Below are 26,175 nucleotides of genomic sequence, written 5' to 3' on the forward strand. Positions count from 1 at the left end.
TCCCCATGAGCAACTTCGAGCACTTCATCGGCACACGCCCCGTCTCCGAGCAGCATGCCTTCGACGCCGACGCGCTCACTGCCTGGCTGTCGCAGCATGTGGAAGGGTTTGCCGGACCGCTGACGGTGGAGATGTTCAAAGGCGGCCAGTCCAACCCCACCTACAAGCTCGTGACTCCCACGCGCAGCTATGTGATGCGCGCCAAGCCCGGCCCCGTGGCCAAGCTGCTGCCGTCGGCACACGCCATCGAGCGCGAATACGCGGTCATGCGCGGGCTCGCCGGCACCGACGTGCCCGTGCCGCGCATGATTGCGCTGTGCGAGGACGAGTCCGTCATCGGGCGCGCGTTTTATCTGATGGAGTTCATGCAAGGCCGCGTGCTGTGGGACCAGTCGCTGCCTGGCATGCAGCCGGCCGAACGCGCGGCGATCTACGACGAGATGAACCGCGTGATCGCCGCCCTGCACCGGGTGGACTTCACGGCGCGCGGCCTGGCGGACTACGGCAAGCCGGGCAATTACTTCGAACGCCAGATCTCGCGCTGGAGCAAGCAGTACACCGCCTCGGTCACCCAGCCCATCGCCGAGATGGACGCACTGATGCAATGGCTGCCCGCGCACATGCCCGACAGCGCGCGCGACGCAACCCGCGTGTCCATCGTGCATGGCGACTATCGGCTGGACAACCTCGTGTTCCACCCCACCGAGCCACGTGTGATCGCGGTGCTGGACTGGGAGCTGTCCACCCTGGGCCATCCGCTCGCGGACTTTGCCTACCACTGCATGAGCTGGCACATCCCCGCATCGCTGAGCCGGGGCATCGGCGGGCTGGACCTGGCGGCGCTGGGCATCCCGTGCGAGCGCGACTACATCCAGCGCTACTGCGAACGCACCGGCATCACCGACGTAGATGCGCTGCACCGGGACTGGAACTTCTACCTGGCCTACAACATGTTCCGCATCGCCGCCATCCTGCAAGGCATTGCCAAGCGCGTGGAGGCCGGCACGGCCGCCAGCGCACAGGCCAAGGCCGCTGGCGCCACCGCACGGCCCATGGCGCAGCTGGCCTGGTCCTTCGCGCAAAAGAGTTGATCCCCCTTCCCCACTGACGAGAAAGCACCCCATGGACTTCGATTACTCGCCCAAGACCAAGGAACTGCAGGCGCGCCTGATCCAGTTCATGGACGACCACATCTACCCCGCTGAGAAGGCCTATGCCGAGGAGATGGCGGCCAACACGGCCGCAGGCAGGCGCTGGACACCACTGCAAACCATCGAAAACCTGAAACCCAAGGCGCAGGCCGCAGGGCTGTGGAACCTGTTCCTGCCGGTGGACACCGCCCAAGCATCGGGCTACGAAGGCGCCGGGTTGACCAACGCCGAGTACGCGCCGCTGGCGGAGATCATGGGCCGCGTGCTGTGGTCCAGCGAAGTGTTCAACTGCTCGGCCCCCGACACGGGCAACATGGAGACCATCGCGCGTTATGGGTCCGAGCCTATCAAGGCCCAGTGGCTCAAGCCGCTGCTGGAAGGGCGCATGCGCTCGGCCTTTGCCATGACCGAGCCCGATGTCGCCTCCAGCGACGCCACCAACATCGAAACGCGCATCGAGCGCCAGGGCGACCATTACGTGATCAATGGGCGCAAGTGGTGGACCAGCGGCGCCAACGACCCGCGCTGCAAGGTGTTCATCACCATGGGCAAGACCGACCCCGAGGCGCCCAAGCACTCGCAACAAAGCATGATCGTGGTGCCTGCCGATACGCCAGGCATCACGGTGGTGCGTGCACTCAACGTGTTCGGTTATGACGATGCGCCGCACGGCCACGCCGAAGTCCTTTTCGAGAACGTGCGCGTACCGGTGGACAACATCCTGCTGGGCGAAGGCCGTGGGTTCGAGATCGCCCAGGGACGCCTGGGCCCCGGGCGCATCCACCACTGCATGCGCCTGATCGGCCAGGCCGAGCGCGCGCTGGAACTGATGTGCCGCCGCGCCAGCAACCGGGTGGCCTTCGGCAAGACGCTGGCACAACAGAGCGTGACCCAGGAACGCATTGCCGAAGCCCGCTGCAAGATCGACATGGCGCGCCTGCTCACGCTCAAGGCCGCCTGGATGATGGACACCGTGGGCAATAAGGTCGCCAAGACCGAGATCGCCATGATCAAGGTCGTCGCCCCCAGCATGGCCTGCCAGGTGATCGACTGGGCCATGCAGGTGCATGGCGGCGGCGGCGTGAGCGACGATTTCCCGCTGGCCTACGCCTATGCCAACGCGCGCACCCTGCGCTTCGCCGACGGCCCGGATGAGGTGCACCGCAACGCCATTGCCAAATGGGAACTGGGCAAGTACGGCACCTACGGTCGTGGTGCTGCCCAACCGGTCACCCGCGGCGCTTGAGCGCAGCGGGACCTTGCTCCGCAGTTGAAGATCCGGTCCCGGCCTGGCCTACCCATTGGGGTGGCTAGGCCGCAAGTTTTTATCAACCTGCGTTCAAGTCTTCGCTGCGGCAGCTCCCTGCACGAGGCCTGGCGCCGCACGGAGGAAGGCACGGACCGGCCAGACAGCCAGTGCGTAGAAGCAGCGCGGCATTTCACAAGATAAAATCACCGGTTCCTTGGTTCTGCCCTGCCTCATGAAGAAACACTCGCCGGACGCGCCCGCCAAACCCAGTGTCCAGGTGCTGGAGCGCATGTTCCAGTTGATTGACGTACTCGCTTCGCGCGAGGAAGCCATCTCGCTGAAGGAGATCAGCGAGAAGACGGGCCTGCATCCGTCCACCACCCACCGCATCCTCAATGACCTGACCATCGGCCGTTTCGTGGACCGTCCTGAGTCGGGCAGCTACCGCCTGGGCATGCGCCTGCTGGAGCTGGGCAATCTGGTGAAGGGGCGCCTGAGCGTGCGCGACGCCGCCATGGCACCCATGCGGCAATTGCACAAGCAGATCCAGCAACCGGTGAACCTCAGCGTGCGCCAGGGGGACGAGATCGTGTACGTGGAACGCGCCTACAGCGAGCGTTCGGGCATGCAGGTGGTGCGCGCCATTGGCGGCCACGCCCCGCTGCACCTCACCTCTACGGGCAAGCTCTTCCTTGCGGCCGACGATCCGCAACGCGTGCGCGCGTACGCCACGCGTACCGGCCTGCCAGGCCACACGCGCAACAGCATCACCCAGTTGCCCATCCTGGAACGTGAACTGGGCAAGGCGCGCCAATACGGCATTGCGCGGGACAACGAGGAGTTGGAACTCGGGGTGCGCTGCATTGCGGCGGGGGTCTTTGACGACCAGGGCCAACTCGTGGCAGGCCTGTCAATTTCAGCGCCCGCCGATCGACTGGATGACGGATGGCTGCCCAAGCTCCAGTCCACTGCCGATGAAATTTCCCAGGCGCTGGGTTATACGGCTGGGCAGCGTACGGCGCTGGACGGCCCGCTCAAGACCTGAACGGCCTGACGCCAGTCGTCCGGCGGGGGGGTCGCAAGACGCATGCGGCCCGTGGCCACAACCGCGGCTAACCGTTGGTTCCTGCGTGCAGGATGGCGCCGGCGCTGGGGTGGGTCTTCTCGACCCAGGAGCGCACGCGCTCCGCGTCGCCCAGACGGCTGAACTTTCCTGCCGAATCGAGGAACACCATGATCAGCTTGCGGCCCGCCACCTCGGCCTGCATCACCAGGCAGCGCCCCGCTTCCGAGATGTAGCCAGTCTTCTGCAGGCCGATATCCCACGAAGGGCTCTTCACCAGCCGGTTGGTGTTGTTGTACTGCAGGGTGCGCCGGCCAACGGCGACCTCGTGGCTTGGAGACGTGGAGAGTTCACGCAGCAACGCATCACCATGCGCCACATTCACGAGCGTCGCCAGGTCGTGCGCGCTGGACTGGTTGCGGCTGGACAGGCCAGTGGGCTCCACAAAGCGCGTATCCGCCATGCCCAGCAGCTTCGCCTTGGCATTCATGCGTGCCACGAACGTATCCAGCCCGCCCGGGAACGTGCGTCCCAGCGCATGGGCGGCGCGGTTCTCACTGGACATGAGGGCCAGGTGCAGCAGTTCACCGCGCGAGAGTGTCGTTCCCACGGCAAGCCGTGAGCCGCTGCCCTTTTCCGTATCCACGTCGTCCTGCGTGATCGTGATGAGCTCGTCCATGGGCAAGTGCGCCTCGGAAACGAGCAAGCCGGTCATCAGCTTGGTCAACGAAGCGATGGGCAGCACGGCATGGTCATTCTTGCTGAGGAGAACTTCCTTCGTGTCCTGATCGATCACCAGTGCCACGCTCGACTTCAGGTCCAGCGGATCGCTCACGTCGTGCAGCCCTGCCAACTGCCCGAACGAGAGGCGCGCGGGCTCCGCCGCTACACGCACGGGCGCACGGGCACTCACTGCAGACGCGCGCGCCGCCTTCACGGCCACGGTCCGGCGGGGCGCCTTGGCCGACGATTTGGCGGGGGTGCGTTTGGCAACCGCGGTGGACGCGGCTTTTTTTGCCACCGCCTTCTTGCGTTCGGCCGCATGCACGCCGGGCGAGGTCAATGCGATACCCATCACCAGAAGGGCCAATCCCTGAGAGATACGGGAGACGATGCGAGCGCGCATATGCATCAAATGCTCCAAGCAGCAAAAACTGTGTGGCAGTGTACAAAATCAAAAAAAGTCGCGCAAGATCAATACCTTGCGCGACTCTTTTAGAAAGTGCCTGAATTATAGGACGCGGTATCAGCCCTGTGCTGCCACGCGCTCAGCTTTACTTTGTAATTTATTCAGGGCACTGAGGTAGGCTTTGGCCGATGCCACCACGATGTCGGGGTCGGCCCCTACGCCATTCACCACCCGGCCGGCGCTCTGCAACCGCACGGTGACTTCGCCCTGGCTTTCGGTGGAGCCACTGATGGCGTTCACCGAGTACAGCACCATCTCGGCACCGCTGCGCACATGCGCCTCGATGGCCTTCATCGAGGCATCGACCGGGCCATTACCCTCCGCGGAGCTGCGGACTTCCTTGCCGTCCACGGTGAACACGATGGTCGCCTCGGGCCGTTCGCCCGTCTCGCTGTGCTGCGCCAGGGACACGAAGCCGAACTGCTCCTTCTCGCTGGTCACGCTTTCGTCGCTCACGAGTGCCAGGATGTCCTCGTCAAAGATCTCGCTCTTGCGGTCGGCGAGTTCCTTGAATTTGGCAAACGCCACGTTGATTTCGCCTTCGCTCTCCAACTGGACGCCCAGTTCCTGCAGACGTTGCTTGAACGCATTGCGGCCACTGAGTTTGCCCAGCACGATCTTGTTGGCGCTCCAGCCCACATCCTCGGCGCGCATGATCTCGTACGTGTCGCGCGCCTTGAGCACGCCGTCCTGGTGGATGCCCGAGGCGTGGGCGAACGCATTGGCGCCCACCACGGCCTTGTTGGGCTGCACCACAAAGCCGGTGGTCTGGCTGACCATGCGGCTGGCGGCCACGATGTGCTGGGTATCGATGCCGACGTCCAGGCCGAAGTAGTCGCGCCGCGTCTTCACGGCCATCACCACCTCCTCCAGCGAACAGTTGCCCGCACGCTCGCCCAGGCCGTTGATGGTGCACTCCACCTGGCGTGCCCCGCCGATCTTCACACCCGCCAGCGAGTTGGCGACCGCCATGCCCAGATCGTTGTGGCAGTGCACGGACCAGATGGCCTTGTCACTGTTGGGAATGCGCTCGCGAAGGTTCTTGATGAAGTTGCCGTACAGCTCGGGAATGGCGTAACCCACGGTGTCGGGCACGTTGATGGTGGTGGCGCCCTCCGCGATCACCGTCTCGATCACGCGGCACAGGAAGTCCGGATCGCTGCGGTAGCCATCCTCGGGGCTGAATTCGATGTCCTCCACCAGGTTGCGTGCAAAACGCACCGCCTGCCTGGCTTGCTCCAGCACCTGCTCGGGCGTCATGCGCAGCTTCTTTTCCATGTGCAGCGCGCTGGTGGCGATGAATGTGTGGATGCGCGCGCGGCTCGCTTCTTTGAGCGCCTCGGCAGCACGTGCGATGTCCCGGTCGTTGGCACGTGCCAGCGAGCAGACCGTGGAGTCCTTCACTGCGCGCGCAATGGCCTGCACCGATTCGAAGTCGCCGTTGGAACTGGCGGCAAAACCCGCCTCGATCACATCCACACGCAGCCGCTCCAGTTGACGGGCAATGCGCAGCTTTTCATCGCGCGTCATGGAAGCTCCCGGCGACTGCTCGCCGTCGCGCAAGGTGGTGTCGAAAATGATGAGCTTGTCGGTCATGGATCGTCTCTTGAGGTCGTTGTGGGGATAGGGAATCAGGCAACCATCACCTGGGCTTGTATTTGCGGAGCACGCTGCAGCCCCGAAAGGATGGCACGGATCGAGGCTGACACGATGTTGGCATCCATGCCCACGCCATATACGGTGTGGCGATCATCGATGCGCATCTCGACATAGGCCACGGCCTTGGCGTGGGCGCCCTCGCTGATGGCATGTTCGTTGTAGTCCAGCACGCGCACATCGCAGTCCAGCGCAGCGGCCACGGCCTGCACGAATGCGTCGATCGGGCCTGTGCCTTCGCCTTCAATCTGCAGCGTCTGGCCTTGCCAGGGCAGTTGTCCGCGCAATGCAACCGTGCCGTTTTCGCCTTCCATACGGTATATCGGCGTTGCTGCCTCGTCCAGACGGTATTCGCGCTCGAACAAACTCCACAGATCGGCGGCCGTGAGCTCCTTGCCGCTGGCGTCCATTTCGCGCTGCACTGCCTGGCTGAACTCGATCTGCAAGCGCCGCGGCAGTTGCACGCCGTATTCACTCTCCAACAGATACGCGATGCCACCCTTGCCGGACTGGCTGTTGACGCGAATGATGGCTTCATAACTGCGCCCCAGATCCTTGGGATCGATCGGCAGGTAGGGCATCTCCCAGATGTCGCCCTCGCGCCGGGCGGCAAATGCTTTCTTGATGGCGTCCTGATGCGAACCGGAGAACGAGGTATAGACCAGATCGCCCACGTACGGATGGCGCGGGTGCACGGGTAACTGGTTGCAGTACTCCACGGTGCTGCGGATGCCGTCGATGTCCGAAAAGTCCAGCCCCGGATGCACGCCTTGCGTGTACATGTTGAGGGCCACGTTCACCACGTCCAGGTTACCCGTACGTTCGCCGTTGCCGAAGAGGCAGCCCTCCAGGCGGTCAGCGCCCGCCATCAAGGCCAGCTCTGCCGTTGCAGTGCCGGTGCCGCGGTCGTTGTGCGGGTGCACCGACAGCACCACGCTGTCGCGGCGCTGGATGTGGCGGTGCGTCCACTCGACCATGTCCGCGAAGATGTTCGGCGTGGAGTGCTCCACCGTGGTCGGCAGATTGATGATGCACTTCTTCTGGGGTGTCGGCTGCCACACGTCGGTCACCGCATCGATCACACGCTTGGAAAACTCCAGTTCGGTGTCCGAGTACATCTCAGGCGAATACTGGAACGTCCAGTCGGTAAGGGGGTACTGGGCAGCGATGTCCTTGAACATCTGCGCGTTGCCACGCGCCAGCTCCACGATTTCCTCCTCGCTCATGTCCAGCACCACGCGGCGCATCACAGGCGCGGTGGCGTTATAGAGGTGGACGATGGCGCGGGGCGCGCCTTCCAAAGCCTCAAACGTGCGACGGATCAGATGGTCGCGCGCCTGGGTCAGCACCTGAATGGTCACGTCGTCAGGAATGCGATCTTCCTCGATGAGCTTGCGCACGAAATCGAACTCGACCTGCGAGGCCGACGGGAAGCCCACCTCGATCTCCTTGAATCCGATCTTCACCAGTTGCTCGAACATGCGCATCTTGCGCGCGATATCCATGGGCTCGATCAACGCCTGGTTGCCGTCGCGCAGGTCCACACTGCACCAGATGGGCGCGCGGTCGATCACCGCGTCGGGCCAGGTGCGGTCCGTCAAGCGCACGGGGGCAAAGGGACGGTATTTGGCGGCGGGGTTCTGCAGCATCGGAATTCTCTCTTTCGTGGAACAAGGTAGGTGTCTGACCTGTGCTCCAGCGACCCCGGAAAAACAAAAACGGCCCGTCGCTGGTGCTCACGGGCCGTGGGAAGTAGGTGTGTACGCGCGCGCTACTATGCCTGCCCGAGGGACAAGTTCAGTAGTAGTGCTAGCGACAGGAAATGCATGCGAACGACTCTAGCACAAAAAACCCACGGCGACACGCAGGGCTACTCGTGCAACCCGCGCTCCTCGGGCTCGTCCTTGGAGGTGCTGATCACGCTGGCCCGATACCCCTTGGCGCGCCGCCATGCATACACGCCGTAGCCGCTCAATCCATAAGCCACGAAGATGCTGAACAGCACCGTGGGCGCATGGATGTTGATGATGGCGATCCCCAGCACGATGAGCACGATGGCCGTGAAGGGGACGCTGCGCTTGAGGTGCAGGTCCTTGAAGCTGTAGAACGGCGCATTGGTCACCATGGTGAGCCCGGCGTACAGCGTCAGCCCGAACATCACCCAGGTGAGCTGGCTCCAGGTCAGCAGGCCGTCCTGCCCGCGCTGCACACCCGCGTCGGACAGCAGCCAGATGAAGCCCGTCACCAGCGCCGCCGCGGCCGGAGATGGAAGCCCCTGGAACCAGCGCTTGTCCACGGTGCCGGTGTTGACGTTGAAGCGCGCCAGCCGCAGGGCAGCGCATGAACAGTAGACGAAGGCCGCGATCCAGCCCCAGCGCCCCAGGCCGCTGAGGGCCCACTCGTAGGCGATCAGTGCAGGCGCCACGCCGAAGGACACCATGTCCGACAGCGAATCCATCTGCTCGCCGAACGCGCTTTGCGTGTTGGTCATGCGCGCCACGCGGCCATCCAGGCTGTCCAGCACCATGGCGCAGAACACTCCCACCGCCGCATAGTCGAAGCGGCCATTCATGGCCATGACAATGGCGTAGAACCCGCCAAACAACGCTGCCAGCGTGAACAGGTTGGGCAGGATGTAGATGCCCTTGCGGCGCTTGCGCACCATCACGCCCGTGTTTTCGGCGGCGTCGTTGCCATCATGCATTCAATCGACCTCCAGCGCCCATCCAGCAAGCGCCAACAGCTATTAAATCAATAGTATTTTGTTCCGCACACGCGTGCGGAAAAGGACGCAGTGTAGCCGCTGCCCCGCACGTAAAAAAGGCCACCGGGGTGGCCTTGGGGAAAGACGCCAGCGCGGCCCGGCCGCGCTCACGCATCAGTTGCGCGTCTGGTCCACCAGCTTGTTCTTGGCGATCCAGGGCATCATCGCACGCAGCTGGGCACCCACCACTTCGATGCTGTGGTCGGCGGTGTTGCGGCGGCGGGCCGTCATGCTCGGGTAGTTCAGGCGGCCTTCCTGGATGAACATCTTGGCGTAGTCGCCGTTCTGGATGCGCTTCAGGGCATTGCGCATGGCGGCGCGCGACTGCTCGTTGATCACTTCAGGGCCGGTCACGTACTCGCCGAACTCGGCGTTGTTCGAGATCGAGTAGTTCATGTTGGCGATGCCGCCTTCGTAGATCAGGTCCACGATGAGCTTGAGCTCGTGCAGGCACTCGAAGTAGGCCATCTCGGGGGCGTAGCCGGCTTCCACCAGCGTCTCGTAGCCCATCTTGATCAGCTCGACAGCGCCACCGCACAGCACGGCCTGCTCGCCGAACAGGTCGGTCTCGGTCTCTTCCTTGAAGTTGGTCTCGATGATACCGGCCTTGCCGCCGCCATTGGCCATGGCGTAGGACAGCGCCAGGTCACGCGCCTTGCCGGACTTGTCCTGGTGCACGGCCACCAGGTGGGGCACGCCGCCGCCCTGGGTGTAGGTGTTGCGCACGGTGTGGCCGGGGGCCTTGGGCGCCACCATCCACACGTCCAGATCGGCGCGGGGCACGACCTGGTTGTAGTGCACGTTGAAGCCGTGGGCGAAGGCCAGCGAGGCGCCCTGCTTGATGTGGGGCTCGACGTTGTTCTTATAGACCTCGGCGATCTGCTCGTCGGGCAGCAGGATCATGACGACGTCGGCTTCCTTCACGGCGTCGTTCACTTCCTTGACCGTCAGGCCGGCCTTGCCGACCTTGTCCCACGAAGCGCCGCCCTTGCGCAGGCCGACCACGACCTTCACGCCGCTGTCGTTGAGGTTTTGGGCATGGGCGTGGCCTTGGCTGCCATAGCCGATGATGGCCACGGTCTTGCCCTTGATGAGGCTCAGATCACAGTCTTTGTCGTAGAAAACTTTCATGGTCGCTCCGGTTGGGATTCTGTTCAGGGGGAAAGGAAAACGGGGGGATTGTCGTACTTACACACGCAGGATGCGTTCGCCACGGCCGATGCCGCTGGCGCCCGTGCGCACCGTCTCCAAAATGGCGGTACGGTCGATGGCCTGCAGGAAAGCGTCGTTCTTGGACTGGTCGCCGGTCAGCTCGATCGTGTAGCTCTTTTCGGTCACGTCGATGATGCGTCCGCGAAAGATGTCGGCCATGCGCTTCATCTCTTCGCGCTCCTTGCCCACGGCGCGCACCTTCACCATCATGAGTTCGCGCTCGGTGTAAGCGCCTTCGGTCAGGTCAACCACCTTGACCACCTCGATGAGGCGGTTCAGGTGCTTGGTGATCTGCTCGATCACGTCTTCCGATCCATGGGTCTGGATGGTCATGCGCGACAGGGACGCGTCCTCGGTGGGCGCCACGGTCAGCGATTCGATGTTGTAGCCCCGCGCGGAAAACAGGCCAACGACGCGCGACAGCGCACCCGGTTCGTTCTCCAGCAGGACGGCGATGATGTGTTTCATGGGATGAGCTTCCTCTTCTCGCTGCCCTCCCCTGGCGCCGGTAAGCGCCAGGCTTGGCAGACAATAGATTCGTCAGAAAACGCTATTAAATAAATAGCTACCAGCGCTTGCCAGACAAGCGTTACAGGCCTTTTTGATGCTTAAAGGTCTTCCGACCCCAGCAGCATCTCGGTGATGCCCTTGCCAGCCTGCACCATCGGGAACACGTTCTCGGTGGGGTCGGTCCGGAAGTCCAGGAACACCGTGCGGTCCTTGAGCTTGCGCGCTTCGCGCAGCGCCGGCTCCACGTCCTGCGGGCGCTCGATGAGCATGCCCACGTGGCCATAGGCCTCGGCCAGCTTCACGAAGTTGGGCAGCGCATCCATGTAGCTGTGGCTGTAGCGGCCCGAGTATTCAATTTCTTGCCACTGGCGCACCATGCCCAGGTAGCGGTTGTTGAGCGACAGCACCTTGATAGGGGTGTTGTACTGCAGGCAGGTGGAGAGCTCCTGGATGTTCATCTGCACCGAGCCTTCGCCCGTCACGCAGAACACCTCGGACTCGGGCTTGGCCAGCTTGATGCCCATGGCATAGGGAATGCCCACGCCCATGGTGCCCAGGCCGCCGGAGTTGATCCAGCGGCGCGGCTCGTCGAATTTGTAAAACTGGGCGGCCCACATCTGATGCTGCCCCACATCGGAGGTGACGTAGGCGTCCGCATCGCGGGTCATATTCCACAGCGTCTCGATCACGTACTGCGGCTTGATCACCTCGGTGTTCCCGCGGTCGTACTTCAGGCAGTCGCGGCCGCGCCAGTTCTCGATCTGCTCCCACCACGCCGACAGCGCACCAGCGTCGGGGCGTGTCGTGGTCTCGCGGATCATAGAGATCAGCTCAGTCAACACGTCCTTGACATCGCCCACGATCGGAATGTCCACCTTCACGCGCTTGGAAATGCTCGACGGGTCGATATCGATATGGATGATCTTGCGCTCGTTCTGCGCGAAATGCTTGGGATTGCCGATCACGCGGTCATCAAAGCGCGCGCCCACGGCCAGCAGCACGTCGCAGTTCTGCATGGCATTGTTGGCCTCGATCGTGCCGTGCATGCCCAGCATGCCCAGGAATTTGCGGTCGGTGGCCGGGTAGGCACCGAGACCCATCAGCGTGTGGGTGACCGGATAGCCCAGCATGTCGACCAGCGTGCGCAGCTCGGGCACCGCATTGCCCAGCAGCACGCCGCCGCCGGTATAGATATAAGGTCGTTTCGCGGCCAGCAGCAGTTGCAACGCCTTGCGGATCTGGCCGCCATGCCCCTTCTTGACAGGGTTGTAAGAGCGCATTTCCACGCTCTGCGGATAACCATGGAAAGCCGTCTTCTTGAACGACACATCCTTCGGGATATCCACCACCACGGGGCCGGGGCGGCCGGTGCGCGCAATATGGAAGGCTTTTTTGAGCGTCACCGCCAGGTCGCGCACATCTTTGACCAGGAAGTTGTGCTTGACGATGGGGCGCGTGATGCCAACGGTGTCGCACTCCTGGAAGGCGTCCAGCCCGATCGCGGGCGTGGGCACCTGGCCGGAGATGATCACCATGGGGATCGAATCCATATACGCCGTGGCGATGCCCGTCACGGCATTCGTCAATCCGGGGCCGGAAGTCACCAGCGCCACCCCGACCTCGCCCGTCGCGCGGGCATAACCGTCGGCCGCGTGCACCGCCGCCTGTTCGTGGCGCACCAGCACGTGCTGAATGGTGTCCTGCTTGTACAGCGCGTCGTAGATGTACAGCACGGCGCCGCCGGGGTAGCCCCAGATGTACTGGACGTTCTCGGCCTGCAGAGCCTTGACGAGGATCTCGGACCCCATGAGGTCCTGGGCGCCGGGAGAAGATGAGGAGTTGCCGCCGCGAGAGGCCGCAGCCGCCGACGTGAGTTCGGCCCTGGAGATTTCCATGATCAACCTTTGCGAATTTCTCTAACGAAAAACCTTGGGTGCCCCTTGTACGAACTCTTGTGAAGCCGACTTGGGACTTGAGGCCTCGGCCATGGGCGCCAGGAGTGTTGCGCCGGACCGGGACCCGTTTGCCTTTTTGAATTGCAGTACACATTATTGCACTGCACACATGCAGTTGGCGCAGCACGGCATAAAAAATACGCGGCAATGCGATAATCCGCCTTTCGCAGCTTGCTGCACGCACCTGCGCGCGCACTCCGCTTTCGCCCTCCTTGGGTTTTTGCCTTTGGCTACTGAACAAGAGCTCTCCGACTTCCTCAAAAGCGTGGACAAGCGTGCTTTCAAGCGCACGCTTTACCATGTGCGCAATGAGGAAGCCGCGTTGGACATCGTTCAGGACAGCATGCTCAAGCTGGCCGAGCACTATGGCGACAAACCGCCGGCCGAGCTGCCCATGCTCTTCCAGCGCATCCTCACGAACTGCATGCTGGATTGGTTCCGGCGACAGAAGACGCGCAATGCGCTTTTTTCCAGCCTGAGCGACTTCGAGGGCCCGTCGGACGATGGTTCAGATTTTGATTTTCTCGAGGTACACGCCGCTGCCAATGGCGAAATGGCACAGAGTGCTGAGGATTCCGTGCGTCGCGCACAGGTACTGCGCGATATCGATGCCGAGATCCAAGAACTGCCCCCGCGTCAACGGGAGGCATTTTTGATGCGTTACTGGGAGGAAATGGATGTCGCAGAAACCGCAGCCGCCATGGGTTGCTCCGAAGGCAGCGTCAAGACACACTGCTTTCGGGCCATCCAAACCCTCAGCAAGGCACTGAAGGCCAAAGGAATCGTGCTATGAACCGCCCTCCAGAATACCCGCCGGAAATCACCCAGGCCGCGGATGCGTTCGCCCGCCGCCTTACGGCGCGCCTGAGCGAAGGCAATGCCAGCCTTCCCTACGACATCACCGAGCGCCTGCGCGCCGCCCGCATGCAGGCGTTGGCGCAGCGCAAGCGCCCCGCCGTACAGTCTGCCCGTCAGACAGCCGCGGCCACGCACGTGTCTTCGCAAGGCTCCACTGCCACGCTCAGCGGCTGGGGCAGCGAAGGTGGCAACTGGTGGCGCGCCCTGGTATCCGCCGTGCCGCTGACGGCGCTGGTGGTGGGGCTGGTCTTCATCAATATGGCGCAGGACGAGACGGTGGCCACCGAAATCGCCGAAGTCGACGCTGCGCTTCTGACCGACGATCTTCCCCCGTCGGCCTATGCTGACCCCGGCTTCCTGCAATACCTCAAGACAGCCAATACGACGCAATAAGATCACTGCCTGCATGCACGAGCCGTCCCCGCACGCCCCACGCCCCCACCTGCCAGCATTCTTGCTGGCTTTTGTCTTGCTGGGTGCGCTGGCGACGACGGGGTGGTGGATGGCTGCCTATGTGCGGGTGGCGCCCAGTACCCCTGTCCCGGCCGAAGCGCTGGGAGATGGCAGGCACAAAATCTACAGCGAGCCCCGGCAGGCTCCGCAAGCCGAGGCCGGCCCCCGCTGGACAGAACTGAGCACTCCTCAGAAAGAAGCGCTCTACCCCCTTGCAGACCGCTGGAGCGTGCTCAGCGAAGGGCAAAAGCGCAACTGGCTCAACCTGGCGGCGGGCTTTCACGCACTCTCTGAGGACGAGCAGGCGAAGATGCTCGCACGCATTACCGATTGGGCCAGCCTCAGCACCCAGCAGCGCAGCCAGGCGCGACTGAACTATGCCGCCGCCAGCAGGCTCCCGGCCGACAGCCGGCGTGCCCGATGGGAGGCATACCAGGCGCTGAGTGCGGAAGAGAAGAAGCGTCTGGCGGCCAAGGCCGCGCCGCGGCCGACCGGCGCCGCCACCACGGTACGCCCGGTTTCCCCCAAGAAGCTGGCCCGCGTCCCTGCAGCCACCAATGCGCCGCCGGCCGTCCCCAACCCTCCGAAAATCCAGCCGCCAGCGGAATTCCATTCGCCCCAGGCCTTGCCGGTGCCGCCCCCCGTGGTCGTGCAAACATCGCCGGTCACGATCCCGTCCGCACTGCCTGCGCCGCTCCCCCCCCTTGCGCCCGCCTCGGTCCCCGAACCCGCTCCGGAACCGCCAGTGGACCTGACCCCCCTGCATCCGCCGCAATGATCGGTGCATGACCTCCGTTCGCCGTCCCGCATGACTGCCTCGCGCGCCAATCCGCAGCCCCCCCACCCTTCCGACACTGCCGCCCCGGCGGCATCCCGCGCGATCGCCCCTCCACTGCGGCGCCGCATGGCCTGCTGGTTGTATGAGGGCATGTTGATGTTCGGGGTGGTGTTCATCGCGGGCTACCTGTTCGGCACCCTGACACAGACGCGGCATGGGCTGGACAACCGCCACGCGCTGCAGGCCTTTCTGTTCGTGGTGTTCGGCATCTACTTCGTCTGGTTCTGGTCCCAGGGACACACGCTTGCCATGAAGACCTGGCACATCCGGGTGGAAGACCGGCAGGGGCGCCCCCTCTCGCAACCACGGGCGCTGCTGCGCTACTTGTTGTGCTGGCTGTGGTTCCTGCCCCCATTGGCGGTGATCGCACCCTTTCAACTGTCTGCGGGCGAAGCGACCGTCATCGTGGCGGGCTGGGTCGCGGTATGGGCCCTGCTCAGCCGATTTCACCCGCAACGCCAGTTCTGGCACGACGCACTCGCCGGTACCCGCCTGGTGCATTACGAAGTGCCGCCCCGCCGCAAGGGTTGAGGGGCGGACTGGGCCACGCACGTGTGCATCTGACGCGCAAGCTATGCGCACAACCCCTGCAGTTCGCCTCCCCATAGCGCGACAATCACCGTCCGAATGCCTGATCCCACCTCCTCCGCACCACACCCCCACAAGCAACGCACCGGCTTGCGCCGGCTGTGGCATGCCACGGGTTACTCCCTGACGGGCCTGCGGTCAGGCTGGGAAGAAAAGGCGTTTCGCCAGGAGGTGTGCCTGGCAGCCCTGCTGCTGCCTTCGTCCTTTTACGTCGGTCGGGACTGGATGCAGACCGCTGTACTGGCGGCGGTGGTGGTGTTGGTGCTGATCACCGAATTGCTCAACTCTGGCATCGAGGCCGCCATCGACCGCGTCGGGCATGAACTGCATCCGCTGTCCAAGCGCGCCAAGGACTTGGGCAGCGCAGCGGTGCTGCTCAGCCTGCTGCTGTGCGCAGCCGTGTGGGCGGCCGCGCTCTACCAAAGGTTCCTACATGGCTGATGTCGCTTTTTCGATCTGCGTGTACCTGGGCTCTCGCCCGGGCAACAACCCCTTGTTCACAGAAGCGGCCACGGCCGTGGGCCACTGGATAGGCCGCCACGGCGGCCAGCTGGTCTACGGCGGCGGCCGCAGCGGCCTCATGGGCATGGTGGCGGAGGCCACGCGCGTGGCAGGCGGCCGGGTCGTGGGCATCATTCCGCAGGCTCTCGTGGACAAGGAACTGGCCAACCACTTCTGCGATGAGCTGCACATCGTGCAGACCATGCACGAGCGCAAGGCCATGATGGCCGAGCGCAGCGATGCCTTCGTCGCCCTGCCGGGCGGCATCGGCACACTGGAAGAGCTGTTCGAAGTCTGGACTTGGCGCCAGCTGGGCTACCACGACAAGCCCATCGGCCTGTTGGACACCGACGGCTACTACGGCGGCATGCTGGGCTTCCTGCAGCATGCGGTACATGGCGGGCTCATGGGGGAATGGCAGATGGGCCTGATCCGCGTGGGTACGGAGCCCGATGCCCTGCTCACCGCGTTGGTGCAGGACGCAGGCGCGAATGCCAGCGCCATCCCCCTGCGCAGCGTGATCTGACGGCTGTCCCACCGCGCTGGCGTGCGCGGGATTGGCAGACGTGCCGTTCGTTACACCGCGGCGTCGTCCAGGTCGCCGGTGCGGATGCGCACCACGCGCTCCACGGCGGTGACGAAAATCTTGCCGTCGCCGATCTTGCCGGTGCGCGCCGCGCCTACGATCGCGTCCACGCAGCGGTCCACGTCTTCGGTGCGCACCACCACCTCGATCTTGACCTTGGGCAGGAAGTCCACCACGTACTCGGCACCACGGTACAGCTCGGTGTGGCCCTTTTGCCGGCCGAAGCCCTTCACCTCGGTCACCGTCAGCCCCGTCACCCCGCATTCGGCCAAGGCCTCGCGGACTTCCTCCAGTTTGAAGGGCTTGATGACGGCGGTGATCATTTGCATGGGGAACTCCTCAAATATTTAAAAAAGCGGCGGGCACGGCACGGCGACCCAGCGGCCGCCACAGGGGCTCAGGCCCTGAATCGGTTGGTGATGGGGTAGCGCCAGTCCTTGCCGAAGCTGCGGCGCGTGACGCGCACGCCCACAGGCGCTTGGCGGCGCTTGTATTCGTTGAGCTTGATGAGCCGGGTCACACGTTCGACATCGGCACGTTCAAAGCCGGCGCGCACGATGTCTTCCAGAGGCTCGTCATTTTCCATGTAGCGCTCGACGATGGCGTCCAGTACCTCATAGGGCGGCAGACTGTCCTGGTCTTTCTGGTCGGGACGCAGTTCGGCACTGGGCGGACGGGTGATGATGCGCTCGGGAATGGGATTCGCGCCGGTGCCATACGGGTCATTGGCGTTGCGCCAACGGGCCAGGGCGAACACGCGCGTCTTGACCACGTCCTTGATCACGGCAAAGCCGCCGGCCATGTCGCCGTAAAGCGTGCAGTAGCCCGTGGCCAGCTCGCTCTTGTTGCCCGTGGTCAGCACCAGGCTGCCGAACTTGTTCGACAGCGCCATCAGCAGCATGCCGCGAATGCGCGCTTGCAGATTCTCTTCCGTCGTGTCCTCGGGCAGGCCGGCGAACTGCGGCGCCAGCGCAGTCTTGAAAGCCTCGAACTGCGGGGCGATGGCGATTTCGTCATAGCGCACCCCCAGCCGCCCGGCCATGTCGCGGGCATCGATCCAGCTGATGTCGGCCGTGTAGGGCGAGGGCATCATCACCGTGCGCACCTTGTCGGCGCCCAGCGCGTCCACGGCAATGGCCAGCACCAGCGCCGAGTCCATGCCCCCCGACAGGCCCAGCAGCACGCCGGGGAAGCCGTTCTTGCCCACGTAGTCGCGCACGCCCAGCACCAGGGCGGACCACAGCTCCGCCTCCCAGCCCTCGTGTGGCGCCACCTGCGCTTCCAAAACAATAGCTGCTTGCGCTTGCTGCACCTTGATCAGCAGCGTTTTTTCTTCAAATCCTGGCGCACGAGCCGCCACGTTGCCATCGGCATTCAGCGCGAAGGACCGGCCCTCGAAAACCACCTCGTCCTGCCCGCCGACCAAGTGCGCATAGACCAGGGGCAGGCCGGTTTCCTGCACGCGCTCGCGCATCACCTGTTCGCGCTCGACAGCCTTGCCCAGGTGGTAGGGCGACGCATTGAGCGTGACCAGCACCTGCGCGCCCGCCTCCCGCGCGCTGCGCGCCGGCCCGGGGTACCACGCGTCCTCGCAGATCAGCAGGCCCATGCGCACGCCCTCGACCTCGAACACGCAGTTCTCATCCCCGGGGACGAAATAGCGGCGTTCGTCGAAGACTTCGTAGTTGGGCAGGTACTGCTTGGCGTAGGTGTGCTCGATACGCCCCGCGCGCAGCACGCTGGCCGCGTTGTGGCACAGGCCGCGCCCCCCCTCGCCCACCCCGTGCGCCACGCGCCGCGGGTGCCCCACGATCACCGTCAGCCCTGGCCAATCCGCCGTAGCGGCCGCCAACCCTTCCAGTGCCTGCTCGCACGCTTGCACGAAGGCTGGCCGCAGGTACAGATCCTCGGCCGCGTAGCCGCACAGCGCCAGTTCGGGCGTGAGGAGCAGCCGGGCACCGGCAGCATGGGCATCGCGCGCGGCCGCAAGAATCTTCTGGGCATTGCCCGGCACGTCGCCCACCACGAAGTTGAGTTGGGCGATGCTGATGACGAACGGCATGGGAATAGCGGGGCGGGTTGGTCTCGGACGATTATGTCACCCGGGCCCTGGCGCCGCCCCGAGCCGCGCCTTGCCCCTGCGGCACGCCCCGGCTGCACGCTTGTCCCCACAGGCCAGGGACAGACCTGTGGATAAGCTGCGGGCGAGGCGGGCACATGCGGCTTAAGTGGTTGATTCATAACGCCCGCCCCTGCACCGCCTCATTTTTAAGCAGGCTGCGCCACCGCGGAGAAATCCCCACGGCCACGCGGTCCGGGCTTTGGGGAGATGATGCGCTCTGCCCTGATTGCGGCACCGCCCACTGCATGACCACACCCTGCCCTGCCAGCACGCCTGCTTACGCTTTGCACCTGCACGACTCGATCCATCGCGTGGGCGCCGATGCATGGGACGCACTGCTGGCGCTCCAGCCCCACCCCACGCCCTTCCTGCGCCATGCCTACCTGTGCGCGCTCGAAGACAGCGGCAGCGCCACGCCCGCCCGGGGCTGGACGCCCGTCGTGTTCACCCTGTGGGCGGGCACGAACCTGCAGGCCGCCTGCATCGTGTACGCCAAGGCGCACTCGTACGGTGAGTACGTGTTCGATTGGGCCTGGGCCGATGCCTACGCCCGCCACGGGCTGGCGTACTACCCCAAGGCCGTGGCCGCCGTGCCGTTCACGCCGGTGCCCGGCACCCGGCTGATGGCCTGCGACGATGCCGCGCGGGACGCCCTGCTGCGCGCCGTGCTGGACTGGGCGAAGCAGGCGGAGCTGTCGTCCCTGCACCTGCTGTTCGGCGCGCAGCAGGATCTGGCTGCAGCGCACCAAGCGGGGATGCTGCTGCGCAGCACCGTGCAGTTCCACTGGCACAACCGGCGGCCCATGGACGGTGCAAGGTTCGCGGATTTCGAGGACTTCCTCGCCTCCCTGAACCAGGACAAGCGCAAGAAGATCCGTCAGGAGCGCCGGCGCGTGGCCCAGGCGGGGGTGTGCTTTCGCGTGCTGCGGGGCACGCAGATCACCACGGCAGACTGGGACTTCTTCTACCGCTGCTACGAGCGCACCTACCTGGAGCACGGCAATCCGCCCTACCTGACGCGGGCCTTCTTCCACGCCATGCAGCAGCACATGCCCGAGGCCTGGGTGCTTTTCGTGGCGGAGCGCGCGGGCCGCCCCATTGCTACCAGTTTGATAGCTGTTGGCGCTTATCCCAACTGCGTAAACACCCCAAATGACATGCAATCCGTGGCCTATGGCCGCTACTGGGGTGCGCTAGAACGGGTGGACTGCCTGCATTTCGAGGCCTGCTACTACCAGCCCATCGAGTGGTGCATCGCGCAGGGTGTGCACCGTTTCGAAGGCGGTGCGCAGGGCGAACACAAGATGGCCCGCGCCCTCCTGCCCGTGCGCGCGCAGAGCGCCCACTGGCTGGCGCACCCGGCGTTTGCCGAAGCCGTGGACCGGTTCCTGGCGCGTGAAGGCGAAGGCGTGGAGCACTACCTGGAGGATCTGCACGCGCGCAACCCCTTCCGTCGGGCAGGCTGACGGGCTGGACGCGGCCATGAAAAAGCGCGCCCATGGCGCGCTTGGCAGAGATACAGCGAGAAGGCCCTCAGGCCGTCGCGACCGACTGCACCAATCCCATCTCAGAACTGCTGAGCAGCGATTCGATGTCCACCACGATCAGCATGCGCTCGCCCACGGTCGCGATGCCACGCACAAAGGACGAATCCACCTGCCCCTGGAACTGCGGTGCGGGCTTGATGGCATCGGCCGGCAGAGCCACCACGTCGGCCACGGCATCCACCACAGCGCCCAGCACCGTGCCCCCCACGTTGAGGATGATGACCACGGTGAAGTCGGTGTAGTCGGCGCTGGCGCATTGCAGCTTCAGGCGCAGGTCGACGATCGGCACGATCACGCCGCGCAGATCGATCACGCCCTTGATGAACTCCGGCGCGTGCGCCATGCGGGTGGGTTGCTCGTAGGAGCGGATTTCCTGCACGCGCAGGATGTCGATGCCGTACTCCTCCTCACCCAGGCGGAAGGTCAGGTATTCCGCGGCACCGCTGGCGTTGGCGTTGCCGTAGGAAGGACGCTGGGCGATGGAAGACGACATGGCAACTCCTAGGGAAATGTTCTCGCGCTTGCGCGCAGGTCGGGCACCGCCGGCCACACCAGCGTCGTGCACGCCCTGGCAGCATAGCAGTCATCGGTTACTTATGCTGACAATTTTGCCAGAAGCCGAAATCCCTGCAAGAAAAAAGCCCGCGGGCATGTGCCAGCGGGCTGGATGAGGGAGTGGGTGCGATACGGGCCGCACCCCGCCACCATCAGGCTTTCTTGTAGTTTTCCACGCCGTCCAGGATTTCCTTGTGGGCGGCGTCGATGCCTTCCCAGCCCAGCACCTTGACCCACTTGCCTTCTTCCAGGTCCTTGTAGTGCTCGAAGAAATGGCTGATGGCCTTCAGGCGCATGGGGTTCACATCCTCCACGGTCTTCCAGGGCTCGTACATCTTGAGGATCTTGGTGGTGGGCACGGCCAGCACTTTGCCGTCCACGCCGGCCTCGTCTTCCATCTTCAGGATGCCCAGCGCGCGGCAGGGCACCACCACGCCGGGGTGCAACGGGTACGGGGTGATCACCAGCACGTCCACCGGGTCGCCGTCGCCCGACAGGGTCTGGGGCACGTAGCCGTAGTTGCAGGGGTAGTACATGGCCGTGGTCAGGAAACGGTCCACGAAGACGGCACCCGACTCCTTGTCCACTTCGTACTTGATGGGATCGGATTCCGCCGGGATCTCGATCACCACATTGAAGGTTTCGGGAATGTTCTTGCCGGGCTTGACGTTGTTCAGCGACATGGTTTGGGGGTTGAGTGGTTGGAATGACACGGCCTTCGCCCCGGGGGCGGTGCGCAAGGCGGCCCGTGATTTTAGGCGCACGCCCCTTGCAGCTTGCTTGCACCGGGGGTTTCGCGTTAAATGGCTGCGTTGGCCAATCGTCTCCCGCTACCGGGGCACGAGGAAGCAACGCAGCGGAAGCACTTCCCCCATGCGTTGCGCTTCCCCCTCCGTGCAACTGACAACCGATGGAGATAACGAATGGCTGGTTCCACCTCGGCGCTGACTGCCCCTCTCATCCTGGCTCTGGTTTGCGGACTGATTGCTGTGGCCTACGGACTGTGGGCACGCAGCTGGATCCTTTCCAAGGACGCGGGCAACGCCCGCATGCAGGAGATCGCCGGCGCCATCCAGATGGGCGCGGCGGCCTACCTCGCACGGCAATACAAGACCATCGCCTTCGTCGGCATCGTGCTGGCCATCCTCATTGCGGCGTTCCTGGACGGCACCACCGCCGTGGGCTTCGTCATCGGCGCGGTACTCTCCGGCGCCTGCGGCTTCATCGGCATGAACGTCTCGGTGCGCGCCAACGTGCGCACGGCCCAGGCCGCCACGCAGGGCATGGGCCCGGCGCTGCAGGTTGCCTTCCGCGGCGGGGCCATCACGGGCATGCTGGTGGTGGGCCTGGGCCTGCTGGGCGTGACCGCTTTCGCGTGGTTCCTGGTCGGCAATGGCCGGCTCACCCCCACGGCCAGCCTGCCGGCGCTGCTCAACCCGCTGATCGGCTTTGCGTTCGGCTCGTCGCTGATTTCCATCTTCGCCCGCCTGGGCGGGGGCATCTTCACCAAGGGTGCCGACGTGGGTGCGGACCTGGTCGGCAAGGTGGAGGCCGGCATCCCCGAGGACGACCCCCGCAACCCCGCCGTGATCGCCGACAACGTGGGCGACAACGTCGGCGACTGCGCCGGCATGGCGGCCGACCTGTTCGAGACCTATGCCGTCACCCTCATCGCCACGATGGTGCTGGGCGCGCTGCTGGTGGGTGCTGCGCCCGTCGCGGCCGTGACCTACCCACTGGCGCTGGGGGCCGTCTCCATCATCGCCTCCATCATCGGCTGCTTCTTCGTGCAGGCCGGCCCGGGCATGCGCAACGTGATGCCCGCGCTGTACCGGGGGCTGGCGATAGCGGGCGTGCTGTCGCTCGTCGCGTTCTGGTTCGTCACGGCCTGGATCATCCCCGACAACGCGCTTGGCGGCACGGGCGCGCAGATGCGGCTGTTCGGCGCCTGCGCCACCGGCCTGGTGCTGACGGCGGCGCTGGTGTGGATCACGGAGTTCTACACCGGCACGCAATATTCGCCCGTGCGCCACATCGCGCAGGCGTCCACCACGGGGCATGGCACCAACATCATTGCGGGTCTGGGCGTGTCCATGCGCTCCACGGCCTGGCCGGTGATCTTCGTGTGTGCGGCCATCATCGTGTCGTACACGCTGGCGGGCCTGTACGGCGTGGCCGTGGCCGCCATGTCCATGCTCAGCATGGCGGGCATCGTGGTGGCGCTGGACGCCTACGGCCCCATCACCGACAACGCTGGCGGTATTGCCGAGATGGCCGAGCTGCCCAGCAGCGTGCGCGACATCACCGACCCGCTGGACGCCGTGGGCAACACCACCAAGGCCGTGACCAAGGGCTACGCCATCGGCTCGGCGGGCCTGGCAGCACTGGTGCTGTTCGCCGACTACACGCACAAGCTGGAGAGCTTCGGCCAGGCGATCCGCTTCGACCTGAGCGACCCGATGGTCATCGTGGGCCTGTTCATCGGCGGGCTCATTCCCTACCTGTTCGGCGCCATGGCCATGGAGGCCGTGGGCCGCGCCGCCGGCAGCGTGGTGGTGGAGGTGCGCCGCCAGTTCAGCGAGATCCCAGGCATCATGGAAGGCACGGCCAAGCCCGAGTACGGCCGTGCGGTGGACATGCTGACCAGCGCCGCCATCAAGGAGATGATCATCCCCAGCCTGCTGCCCGTGGCCGTGCCCATCATCGTGGGCCTGGCGCTGGGGCCGAAGGCGCTGGGCGGCCTGCTCATGGGCACCATCGTCACGGGCCTGTTCGTGGCCATCAGCATGTGCACCGGCGGTGGCGCCTGGGACAACGCCAAAAAGTTCATCGAGGACGGCCACCACGGCGGCAAGGGCAGCGACGCGCACAAGGCCGCCGTCACCGGCGACACCGTGGGCGACCCCTACAAGGACACCGCCGGCCCGGCGGTCAACCCGCTCATCAAGATCATCAATATCGTGGCACTGCTCATCGTGCCGCTGGTGGTGGAGTTCCACGCCGGCTGACCCGGCACTATCAAAAAAGAAGCTGCCAGCGCCCGTCCCTTGGGCGCTGGACGGCATTCCGGCTCGTAGCCCAGCACGCTGCGCGCGCCTGCCGCACAATCAGGCCCATGCAGCTCCACCACATCGCCAACGCCGGCGTGGCCTCGACTTCGGGCCGCACCATTGCCGTGATCGACCCCTCCGACGGCCAGCCGTACGACGAAATCCAGCGCGGCACGGCCGAGGACATCGATGCCGCCGTGCATGCGGCGCAGCAGTGCTACCACAGCGTGTGGCGCAAGCTGGCCCCGGCCGAGCGTGGCAGGCTGCTGATGCGGCTGTCCGCCAAGATCACCGAGCATGCCGAGGAGTTGGCCGCCATCGAGCAACGCGACTGCGGCAAGCCCACCCGGCAGGCACGGGCCGACGCACACGCCCTGGCGCGCTACTTCGAGTTCTACGCCGGCGCCTGCGACAAGCTGCACGGCGAGACCATTCCCTACCCCGACGGCTTCAGCGTGTTGACCTGGCGTGAGCCGCATGGCGTGACCGGCCACATCGTGCCGTGGAACTACCCCATGCAGATCTTCGGGCGCTGCGTGGGCGCCGCACTGGCGGCCGGCAACGTGTGCGTGGTCAAGCCGGCCGAGGACGCCTGCCTGTCCCTGCTGCGCGTGGCCCAGTTGGCGGTCGAGGTGGGCTTCCCTGCCGGCGCGCTGAACCTCGTGACCGGCTACGGCCACGAGGTCGGCGACGCGCTGGCGCGCCACCCCGGCATCCAGCACATCAGCTTCACCGGCAGCCCCAAGGTGGGCACGCTGATCCAGCAGGCCGCCGCCGAGCGCCACTGCCCGGTCACGCTGGAGCTGGGCGGCAAGAGCCCGCAGATCGTCTTTGCCGACGCCGACCTGGACGCCGCCGTGCCCGTGCTCGTGAACGCCATCGTGCAGAACGCCGGGCAAACCTGCTCGGCCGGCTCGCGCGTGCTGATCGATTCCCTGATCTACGAACCGCTGCTGGAGCGCCTGTCAAAGGCCTTCGAGGCGCTGCGCGTGGGCCCCGCCGCCATGGACCTGGACCTGGGGCCGCTGATCCGCCAGAGCCAGCAGCAGCGCGTGTGGGATTACCTGTCCGATGCGCAGGTGGCTGGCATTCCCCTGGCCGCGCAGGGCACCGTGGTGGACGAAGCGCCCGACACGGGCTTCTACCAGGCCCCCACCCTGCTGCGCGACGTACCGGCGCAGCACCGCCTGGCGCAGGAGGAAATCTTCGGCCCCGTGCTGGCCGCCATGCCCTTCGACGACGAAGACCACGCCGTGGAGCTCGCCAACGGCACGCCCTTTGGCCTGGTGGCGGGCGTGTGGACGCGCGATGGCGCGCGCCAGTTCCGCATGGCGCGGCGCATTGCCAGCGGCCAGGTATTCATCAACAACTACGGCGCAGCCGGCGGCGTCGAATTGCCGTTTGGCGGCGTGAAGTCCAGCGGACACGGACGCGAGAAGGGTTTCGAGGCGCTCTACGGCTTCACCACCCTCAAGACCGTGGCCATCCGCCACGGCTGATCCCTGCGAGCCGCGTGCCCTGCGGTGCCCCGCCAGTGCTCGCTTGCCCGCTGATACGTTTCCCATCTCGACCCCATGCCTCTGTCATCCCCTGCCCCCCGCACTGCCCGCCATGTCCGACGCGTCACCTACCAGGGTTACGAGCGCGAGGACGGGCTCTGGGACATCGAGGGCGAACTGCACGACAGCAAGCCGCAGGACCTGCCGTCGCTGCGCTACCCGGACGGCGTGCGCCGCGCCGGCGAACCCATCCACCACCTGTGGCTGCGCGTCACCGTGGACCGCGACCTGGTGGTGCGCGCCATCGAATCCGCCATGGATGCCCACCCCCTGGCGGGCTGCACACAAGCGCAGCGCGCCCTGCAGGCGATGGTGGGCTGCAGCATGGCGCGCGGCTGGCGCCAGGCCATCCAGACCCACCTGGGCGGCGTGGCCGGTTGCACCCATCTGCGGGAACTGCTGTTCAACCTGGCCACGGCCACGTTCCAGACGATTCACGCCGCATTCCAGAATGAAGGCGACGAGCCGCCACGCCACTTGGGCCAGTGCACGGGTTGGGACTTCAGCGGTCAGGGAGTGAAGGAGCACTACCCGCAGTTCTACGGCCGCGCGCCGCGCACGCCGAAGGCAGCCTGATCGGCAACCGCTCCCGATTCAATAGCTGTCCGCGCTTGCTGCACGGGCGCTAGAGGCAATTTTTGCCCATAGGCCTGATTTAGATCGACAGCATGTGCTGGCGCGCGGCTCAGGTTCACCATCCGGCCACTCGCGGAGGATGAATAGCGCTTGAACGGCTCGGCCCGACGGACGGCCTGCGCCAACCCCTGGT

General features: G+C 65.1%; 24 protein-coding genes. 13 read left to right on the top strand and 11 right to left on the bottom strand.

The annotated features are described in order from the left end of the window. Window positions 1-5: 5 nt before the first annotated feature. The 3 genes from OX89_RS15810 (at window position 6) to OX89_RS15820 (ending at window position 3,445) form a co-directional block, all read left to right on the top strand. Window positions 6-1,091, top strand: a complete 1,086-nt coding sequence (locus OX89_RS15810; protein ID WP_047351331.1) for a phosphotransferase — start codon at window positions 6-8, stop codon at window positions 1,089-1,091. Between the two features lie 31 nt (window positions 1,092-1,122). Further along, window positions 1,123-2,397, top strand: a complete 1,275-nt coding sequence (locus OX89_RS15815; protein WP_047351332.1) for an acyl-CoA dehydrogenase family protein — start codon at window positions 1,123-1,125, stop codon at window positions 2,395-2,397. Between the two features lie 235 nt (window positions 2,398-2,632). Continuing rightward, window positions 2,633-3,445 (top strand): IclR family transcriptional regulator, encoded by an 813-nt coding sequence (locus tag OX89_RS15820; protein WP_011805040.1) that lies wholly within the window; start codon window positions 2,633-2,635, stop codon window positions 3,443-3,445. A gap of 67 nt (window positions 3,446-3,512) precedes the next feature. Here OX89_RS15820 and OX89_RS15825 read toward each other — a convergent pair whose 3' ends face one another. The 7 genes from OX89_RS15825 to OX89_RS15855 all read right to left on the bottom strand — a co-directional run bounded on the left by OX89_RS15825 (window position 3,513) and on the right by OX89_RS15855 (window position 12,689). Next, window positions 3,513-4,595, bottom strand: a complete 1,083-nt coding sequence (locus OX89_RS15825; RefSeq protein WP_011805039.1) for a serine hydrolase — start codon at window positions 4,593-4,595, stop codon at window positions 3,513-3,515. Between the two features lie 114 nt (window positions 4,596-4,709). Next, a complete protein-coding gene (locus OX89_RS15830) occupies window positions 4,710-6,248 on the bottom strand; it encodes a 2-isopropylmalate synthase (RefSeq protein ID WP_047351333.1) in 1,539 nt (512 codons plus the stop codon). A 35-nt stretch (window positions 6,249-6,283) separates the two neighbouring features. Beyond that, on the bottom strand, window positions 6,284-7,957 hold the full coding sequence (gene leuA, locus OX89_RS15835; protein WP_047351334.1) for a 2-isopropylmalate synthase: 1,674 nt from the start codon (window positions 7,955-7,957) through the stop codon (window positions 6,284-6,286). Window positions 7,958-8,178: 221 nt separating this feature from the next. Further along, window positions 8,179-9,012: a CDP-diacylglycerol--serine O-phosphatidyltransferase gene (gene pssA, locus OX89_RS15840; protein ID WP_011805036.1), complete on the bottom strand. Its 834-nt coding sequence runs from the start codon at window positions 9,010-9,012 to the stop codon at window positions 8,179-8,181. Window positions 9,013-9,186: 174 nt separating this feature from the next. Continuing rightward, on the bottom strand, window positions 9,187-10,203 hold the full coding sequence (gene ilvC, locus OX89_RS15845) for a ketol-acid reductoisomerase (RefSeq protein ID WP_011805035.1): 1,017 nt from the start codon (window positions 10,201-10,203) through the stop codon (window positions 9,187-9,189). A 57-nt stretch (window positions 10,204-10,260) separates the two neighbouring features. Next, window positions 10,261-10,752, bottom strand: coding sequence for an acetolactate synthase small subunit (gene ilvN / locus OX89_RS15850; RefSeq protein ID WP_011805034.1), 492 nt, complete (start codon window positions 10,750-10,752; stop codon window positions 10,261-10,263). 140 nt (window positions 10,753-10,892) lie between these two features. Continuing rightward, window positions 10,893-12,689: an acetolactate synthase 3 catalytic subunit gene (locus tag OX89_RS15855; protein ID WP_047351335.1), complete on the bottom strand. Its 1,797-nt coding sequence runs from the start codon at window positions 12,687-12,689 to the stop codon at window positions 10,893-10,895. Between the two features lie 286 nt (window positions 12,690-12,975). Here OX89_RS15855 and OX89_RS15860 point away from each other — a divergent pair, with 286 nt between their 5' ends. The 6 genes from OX89_RS15860 to OX89_RS15885 all read left to right on the top strand — a co-directional run bounded on the left by OX89_RS15860 (window position 12,976) and on the right by OX89_RS15885 (window position 16,513). Beyond that, a complete protein-coding gene (locus tag OX89_RS15860) occupies window positions 12,976-13,542 on the top strand; it encodes an RNA polymerase sigma factor (protein WP_011805032.1) in 567 nt (188 codons plus the stop codon). Further along, window positions 13,539-14,000: a DUF3619 family protein gene (locus OX89_RS15865; protein WP_011805031.1), complete on the top strand. Its 462-nt coding sequence runs from the start codon at window positions 13,539-13,541 to the stop codon at window positions 13,998-14,000. Before OX89_RS15860 ends, OX89_RS15865 begins: the two co-directional genes overlap by 4 nt. 13 nt (window positions 14,001-14,013) lie before the next feature. Continuing rightward, on the top strand, window positions 14,014-14,838 hold the full coding sequence (locus OX89_RS15870; protein WP_047351336.1) for a DUF3106 domain-containing protein: 825 nt from the start codon (window positions 14,014-14,016) through the stop codon (window positions 14,836-14,838). 30 nt (window positions 14,839-14,868) lie between these two features. Next, window positions 14,869-15,429 carry an RDD family protein gene (locus OX89_RS15875; RefSeq protein ID WP_047351337.1) on the top strand — a complete coding sequence of 187 codons (561 nt, stop codon included), beginning with the start codon at window positions 14,869-14,871 and terminating at the stop codon, window positions 15,427-15,429. A 96-nt stretch (window positions 15,430-15,525) separates the two neighbouring features. Then, window positions 15,526-15,927, top strand: a complete 402-nt coding sequence (locus OX89_RS15880) for a diacylglycerol kinase (protein ID WP_047351338.1) — start codon at window positions 15,526-15,528, stop codon at window positions 15,925-15,927. Next, window positions 15,920-16,513, top strand: coding sequence for a TIGR00730 family Rossman fold protein (locus OX89_RS15885; RefSeq protein ID WP_047351339.1), 594 nt, complete (start codon window positions 15,920-15,922; stop codon window positions 16,511-16,513). Before OX89_RS15880 ends, OX89_RS15885 begins: the two co-directional genes overlap by 8 nt. A gap of 50 nt (window positions 16,514-16,563) precedes the next feature. Here OX89_RS15885 and OX89_RS15890 read toward each other — a convergent pair whose 3' ends face one another. Together OX89_RS15890 and OX89_RS15895 are read right to left on the bottom strand one after the other, a co-directional pair. Continuing rightward, complete coding sequence (locus tag OX89_RS15890; protein ID WP_011805026.1) at window positions 16,564-16,902, bottom strand: P-II family nitrogen regulator; 339 nt, start codon at window positions 16,900-16,902, stop codon at window positions 16,564-16,566. 68 nt (window positions 16,903-16,970) lie between these two features. After that, window positions 16,971-18,635 (bottom strand): NAD+ synthase, encoded by a 1,665-nt coding sequence (locus OX89_RS15895; protein ID WP_047351340.1) that lies wholly within the window; start codon window positions 18,633-18,635, stop codon window positions 16,971-16,973. A 305-nt stretch (window positions 18,636-18,940) separates the two neighbouring features. On the opposite strand from OX89_RS15895, the gene OX89_RS15900 reads away from it, so the two are divergent. Then, on the top strand, window positions 18,941-20,161 hold the full coding sequence (locus OX89_RS15900; protein ID WP_047351341.1) for a GNAT family N-acetyltransferase: 1,221 nt from the start codon (window positions 18,941-18,943) through the stop codon (window positions 20,159-20,161). A gap of 67 nt (window positions 20,162-20,228) precedes the next feature. Here the strand turns inward: OX89_RS15900 and OX89_RS15905 are convergent, their stop codons facing one another. Both OX89_RS15905 and ppa read right to left on the bottom strand, forming a co-directional pair. Then, window positions 20,229-20,735 carry a chemotaxis protein CheW gene (locus OX89_RS15905; RefSeq protein ID WP_047351342.1) on the bottom strand — a complete coding sequence of 169 codons (507 nt, stop codon included), beginning with the start codon at window positions 20,733-20,735 and terminating at the stop codon, window positions 20,229-20,231. Window positions 20,736-20,949: 214 nt separating this feature from the next. After that, on the bottom strand, window positions 20,950-21,480 hold the full coding sequence (ppa, locus tag OX89_RS15910; RefSeq protein WP_015913465.1) for an inorganic diphosphatase: 531 nt from the start codon (window positions 21,478-21,480) through the stop codon (window positions 20,950-20,952). A 240-nt stretch (window positions 21,481-21,720) separates the two neighbouring features. On the opposite strand from ppa, the gene OX89_RS15915 reads away from it, so the two are divergent. The 3 genes from OX89_RS15915 (at window position 21,721) to OX89_RS15925 (ending at window position 25,982) form a co-directional block, all read left to right on the top strand. Next, on the top strand, window positions 21,721-23,805 hold the full coding sequence (locus OX89_RS15915) for a sodium-translocating pyrophosphatase (protein ID WP_047351343.1): 2,085 nt from the start codon (window positions 21,721-21,723) through the stop codon (window positions 23,803-23,805). A gap of 107 nt (window positions 23,806-23,912) precedes the next feature. After that, the gene (locus OX89_RS15920; protein ID WP_047351344.1) at window positions 23,913-25,346 is read left to right on the top strand and encodes an aldehyde dehydrogenase family protein; all 1,434 of its coding nucleotides are present in this window, start codon (window positions 23,913-23,915) and stop codon (window positions 25,344-25,346) included. Window positions 25,347-25,421: 75 nt separating this feature from the next. Beyond that, the gene (locus tag OX89_RS15925) at window positions 25,422-25,982 is read left to right on the top strand and encodes a DUF2889 domain-containing protein (RefSeq protein ID WP_047351345.1); all 561 of its coding nucleotides are present in this window, start codon (window positions 25,422-25,424) and stop codon (window positions 25,980-25,982) included. The last annotated feature ends 193 nt before the right edge of the window (window positions 25,983-26,175 follow it).

It is taken from the genome of Diaphorobacter sp. J5-51 (genome assembly GCF_001023515.1).
In the GTDB taxonomy this organism is placed as follows: Bacteria; Pseudomonadota; Gammaproteobacteria; order Burkholderiales; family Burkholderiaceae_C; genus Diaphorobacter; species Diaphorobacter nitroreducens.